Source organism: Streptomyces sp. NPDC058375, from assembly GCF_042723425.1.
Taxonomy (GTDB): domain Bacteria; phylum Actinomycetota; class Actinomycetes; order Streptomycetales; family Streptomycetaceae; genus Streptomyces; species Streptomyces durocortorensis.
In genome coordinates, this window is the sequence record NZ_JBHXJG010000433.1 from 1 (window position 1) to 3218 (window position 3218).

Sequence of the window (3218 nt, forward strand, 5' to 3'; positions counted from 1 at the left end):
GTGTCAGCCGTCCTGCGGTCTACGGCTCGAACTTGTACCCCAGCCCCCGCACGGTGACGAGGTAGCGCGGGGCGCCAGGGTCGGGCTCGATCTTGGCGCGCAGGCGCTTGACGTGGACGTCGAGGGTCTTGGTGTCGCCGACGTAGTCCGCGCCCCAGACCCGGTCGATGAGCTGCATACGGGTGAGCACGCGGCCCGCGTTGCGCAGGAGCATCTCCAGCAGGTCGAACTCCTTGAGCGGGAGGTCGACCTTGCCGCCGGAGACGGTGACGACGTGCCGGTCGACGTCCATCCGGACCGGGCCCGCCTCCAGGGCGGCCGGGGTGACCTCCTCCGGCTCGCCGCGACGGCGCAGGACGGCCCGGATGCGGGCGACGAGTTCGCGGGAGGAGAAGGGCTTGGTGACGTAGTCGTCGGCTCCTATCTCCAGCCCGACGACCTTGTCGATCTCGCTGTCCTTGGCGGTGACCATGATCACCGGGACGTTGGAGCGGCTGCGGAGCTGGCGGCACACCTCGGTGCCGGGCAGGCCGGGCAGCATCAGGTCGAGGAGGACCAGGTCGGCGCCGTTGCGCTCGAACTCGTCCAGACCGTCGGGACCGGTCGCCGCGATGGCGACCTCGAAACCTTCCTTGCGCAGCATGTAGGACAGGGCGTCGCTGAAGGATTCCTCATCCTCGACGACAAGCACTCGGGTCACGGTCGAGCCTCCGGGGCAGGGAAGGGGTCAAAGGTGTCGGTCTCGTACGGCCCCTCGTCGTCGCCGTTGACGATAAGCGGTCCGCCGGTGGTGCGCTCCCTCGTGGCGCCCGTTTCGGGCAGCCGGAGGGTGAAGGTGGAGCCCTGTCCCTCGGAGCTCCAGACGGTGACCTCCCCGCCGTGCGAGGCGGCCACGTGTTTGACGATGGCGAGGCCGAGACCGGTGCCACCGGTGGCCCGTGAGCGGGCCGGGTCGACGCGGTAGAAGCGCTCGAAGACCCGTTCGCGGTCCTTCTCGGAGATGCCGATGCCCTGGTCGGTGACGGCTATCTCGATGAGGTCCCCACCGGGCGAGGCGAGGCGGCGTGCGGCGATGCCGACGCGGGTGTGGGCGGGGCTGTAGTTGACGGCGTTCTCGACGAGGTTGCCGAGCGCGCCGACGAGCTGGCCGCGGTTGCCCCAGACCGTGAGGCCCTCGGCGCCCGCGGAGGCCATGGTGATCTGTTTGGAGCCGGCCTGCTGGCGGCAGCGGTCGATCGCCTCGGCGACCAGCGTCTCCACCTTGACCGGCTCGGCGTCTTCCAGCGGGTCGTCGTTCTGCACCCGGGAGAGGTCGATGAGCTCCTGGACGAGGTTGGTGAGCCGGGTCGCCTCGATCTGCATCCGCCCGGCGAACCGCTCCACGGCCTCCGGGTCGTCGGAGGCGTCCATGACCGCCTCGGAGAGCAGGGAGAGCGCTCCGGTCGGGGTCTTGAGCTCGTGGCTGACGTTGGCGACGAAGTCGCGCCGTACCGCTTCTATCCGGCGGGCCTCGGTGAGGTCCTCGACGAGCAGCAGCACCAGCCGGGAGCCGAGGGGGGCGACCCGGGCGGAGACGGCGAGGGTGTCCCCCCGGCCCGTGCCGCGCCGGGGCAGGTCCAGCTCGACCTGCCGTATCTCGCCGTCCCGCCGGGTGTCCCGGGCCATGTTGAGCATCGGCTCGACGGCCAGCCGGCCGCCTCTGACCAGGCCCAGGGCGTACGCCGCCGAGCTGGCCTTGACCACGCTGTCGCTCTCGTCGAGGACGACGGCCGAGGAGCTGAGTACGGAGAGGACGGTGTCCACTCCGGGGGGAAGAGCCGCGTTGCTGTCCGGCCGCAGCGAAGTGCGCGTGGGCCGTTTCAGGTCGCGCTCGCTCCAGCGGAACGCCAGCATGGCGATCACACCGGTCAGGAGACCGGCGATCGCAGCAGCTGCGGCGACCGCCGCGTTCACGTCCATGCTTCAAGGTTATGCGGGTGCGACGACACTCTCCCAGCCGTCCGAGTGCCATCTCGAACACTCGTCGCCCAGAGTTCACCGAGGGGTAGGAGCCGGTTCACTTAGGAGGCCGGATCCGGACGCGTTACGGCCCCACCGTGTAACCGTGGGGGTCGGTCCGAGACCCCGGCCTCAGTTTGGAACTGGAGAGGGACTTCCATGCGCGACGCTTACCACGAGGAACTCGATTCGATCGGAGAAGGCCTGGTCGAGATGGCCCGGCTGGTCGGCTCGGCGATCGGCCGGGCGACCACGTCCATGCTGGACGCCGATCTGACGCTGGCGGAGAACGTGATCGCCGGCGACCAGAAGGTCGACGACCTCCAGCACGACCTGGAGGCCCGCGCCATCGCGCTCCTGGCCCGCCAGCAGCCGGTGGCCACCGACCTGCGCATCGTGGTGACCTCGCTGCGGATGAGCGCCGATCTGGAGCGCTCGGGCGACCTCGCCCAGCATGTGGCGAAGCTGGCCCGGCTGCGCTTCCCGCAGTCGGCGGTCCCGCACGACCTGCACGCCACCATTCTGGAGATGGGCCAGCTCGCCCAGCGCCTGATGGCCAAGGCGGCCGAGGTCATCATCACCAAGGACGTCGATCTGGCGCTCCAGCTGGAGCAGGACGACGACGAGATGGACCTGCTGCACCGCACGCTGTTCCAGCACCTGATGGACGACCGCTGGAAGCACGGCATCGAGACGGCCGTCGACGTGACGCTGCTGGGCCGCTACTACGAGCGCTTCGCCGACCACGCGGTGTCGGTCGCCAAGCGCGTGGTCTACCTGGTGACGGGCGAGCACGCGGACGAGATCCAGGCGGCGGCCCCGGTCGAGGGCGCGTAGCCGGGGGGCGTACATACGTTCCTGCGCGCGTGCGCCGTTGATGCGCCCGCCGGGATGGGCATGCAATGGGACGGGGGCGGCGCCGTGGCCGTACGCAGCGGGTCATGCCGTACGTCCCCGGCGGCGGCGCACCGGCGTCCGCCGCCCAGCCGTATGCCCTGAGGAGGGACCATGGCCGATTCCCCCATGACCGAACCCCAGCAGGAGACCCCGACCGAAGTGGTGCACCTGCCCGTGCTCGGTGCCTGCGGATGCGGGTCGGGCTGCGGGTGCGGCTGCCAGTCCGGTGCCCCGTGCCAGTGCGGCGGCTGCTCCGGCTGACCCGTACCCGCCTCCGTACCCGTGACAGGTACGAACGCGCGGCGCCCGCCCGGAGCAAGGTC

At 70.5% G+C, this 3218-nt stretch carries 4 protein-coding genes; 2 read left to right on the forward strand and 2 right to left on the reverse strand.

Going from position 1 to position 3218, the window contains the following annotated elements; translation table 11 throughout:
* Positions 1–19: 19 nt before the first annotated feature.
* Positions 20–700 (reverse strand): response regulator transcription factor, encoded by a 681-nt coding sequence (locus tag ACFWM7_RS34635; protein WP_003968183.1) that lies wholly within the window; start codon positions 698–700, stop codon positions 20–22.
* Entirely contained in the window at positions 697–1959 is a 1263-nt protein-coding gene (locus ACFWM7_RS34640) for a sensor histidine kinase (protein WP_383268576.1), read from the reverse strand. Before ACFWM7_RS34640 ends, ACFWM7_RS34635 begins: the two co-directional genes overlap by 4 nt.
* Positions 1960–2157: 198 nt before the next feature.
* Here ACFWM7_RS34640 and phoU point away from each other — a divergent pair, with 198 nt between their 5' ends.
* Positions 2158–2835, forward strand: coding sequence for a phosphate signaling complex protein PhoU (gene phoU, locus ACFWM7_RS34645; protein WP_006125649.1), 678 nt, complete (start codon positions 2158–2160; stop codon positions 2833–2835).
* Positions 2836–3006: 171 nt separating this feature from the next.
* Positions 3007–3156 (forward strand): hypothetical protein, encoded by a 150-nt coding sequence (locus tag ACFWM7_RS34650; protein ID WP_383268578.1) that lies wholly within the window; start codon positions 3007–3009, stop codon positions 3154–3156.
* Positions 3157–3218 lie beyond the last annotated feature (62 nt).

What these genes read in the sequence shown, in the direction of transcription:
- ACFWM7_RS34650 (WP_383268578.1), top strand. Translation starts at nt 3,007, where the DNA reads ATGGCCGATTCCCCCATGACCGAACCCCAGCAGGAGACCCCGACCGAA.
- ACFWM7_RS34640 (WP_383268576.1), bottom strand. Translation starts at nt 1,959, where the DNA reads ATGGACGTGAACGCGGCGGTCGCCGCAGCTGCTGCGATCGCCGGTCTC.
- phoU (WP_006125649.1), top strand. Translation starts at nt 2,158, where the DNA reads ATGCGCGACGCTTACCACGAGGAACTCGATTCGATCGGAGAAGGCCTG.